Source organism: Achromobacter sp. UBA5777 (assembly GCF_002418565.1).
GTDB lineage: Bacteria > Pseudomonadota > Gammaproteobacteria > Burkholderiales > Burkholderiaceae_B > Achromobacter > Achromobacter animicus.
In genome coordinates this window covers 366-1,709 of the sequence record NZ_DIEJ01000081.1, presented here as the reverse complement: position 1 = coordinate 1,709, position 1,344 = coordinate 366, and the positions used below count along the sequence as shown (strand labels likewise).

Here is a 1,344-nt window from a genome sequence, read left to right as displayed (position 1 = left end):
CAAGATCGGCCTGCTGACCACGCTCACCGGCCCCGGCTCCGTGCTCGGCCAGGACCAGCTCGACGGCTTCATGCTTGCCGTCGACCAAGGCAGCGGCAAGCTCGGCGGCGTGGCCGTGCAGGTCATCAAGGAAGACGATCAGTTCAAGCCCGAGGTCGGCGTCCAGGCCGCCCGCAAGCTCGTACAAAGCGACAAGGTGCCCATCATCACTGGCGTCGTCTATTCCAACGTCATGCTCGCCGTCGTGCGGCCCGTGACCAGCGCCGGCGTCTTCCTCGTCGGCTCCAACGCCGGGCCCACCAATCTTGCCGGCAAGGACTGTTCGCCGTTCTTCTTCTCCACATCCTGGAACAACACCCAGCGCCACGAAGGCAGCGGCGAAATGGCCAACCAGATGGGGTTCAAGAAGGTCTATCTGCTGGCCCCCAACTACCAGGCCGGCAAGGACGCCATGGCCGGCTTCAAGCGCTTCTACAAAGGCGATGTCGTCAACGAAGTGTTCACGCAGGTCAACCAGCCCGACTACTCCGTCGAACTGGCCGCGCTGGCTGACGCCAAGCCCGACGCCGCATACGTCTTCTTTCCCGGCGGCATGGGCGTGAACTTCATCAAGCAGTATCGCCAGGCCGGACTTTTCGGCAAGATTCCCCTGTTGTCGGTGGACACCATCGACGGCGCCACGTTGCCCGCGCTGCAAAAGGACGCGTTGGGCGCCGTCACCAACGTGCCGTATTCGCCGGACCTGGACAACGCTGCCAACAAGGCCTTTGCGGCAGCGTTCCGCCAGAAGTACGGCCGCGAGCCGTCCAGCTACGCCGCGCAATCCTATGACGCCGCCCAATTGATCGGCTCGGCGCTCAAGAAGACCGGCGGCAAGACCGACGACAAGGCCGCGTTGCGCAAAGCGATGGAGGCCGCCGACTTCCAATCCGTGCGCGGCGAGTTCCGCTATCAGCCCAACCACTTCCCCGTGGCCGGGTTCTTCCGTGCCGACGTGGCCGAGAACGCCGACGGCAAGGTCGCGTTCGTCAACAAGGGCCCCATCTTCCCCGACCTGTCCAAGGTCTCTGATCAGTACGCCGACCAGTGCGTCATGAAGTGAAGCGGGCGGCCCCGAGGGCCGTCAGCAAGGGGGNNGCTGGTGTTCGGCATCATGAATTTCATCAACCTGGCGCACGGGTCGCTGTACATGATGGGCGCGTTTATCGCGGCTACCGTGTTCCGCCACACCGGCTCGTTTCTGCTAGCCGCCGCCGCGGTCGTCGCGGGTATGGCGCTGCTCGGGCTGCTGCTGGACCGGATCGCGCTGGCGCGGCTATATCCGCGCGATCACCTGGACCAGGT

1 protein-coding gene and 1 pseudogene are annotated in these 1,344 nt (G+C 64.6%); both read left to right on the top strand.

Annotation, left to right across the window (positions count from 1 at the left end; translation table 11 throughout):
* Nucleotides 1–1,102 (top strand): ABC transporter substrate-binding protein (locus tag B3446_RS05620; protein ID WP_291378226.1); only part of this gene is annotated, 1,102 nt, incomplete at its 5' end.
* A gap of 36 nt (nt 1,103–1,138) precedes the next feature.
* A pseudogene (locus tag B3446_RS05615) lies at nt 1,139–1,344 on the top strand (ABC transporter permease subunit); the annotation flags it as partial.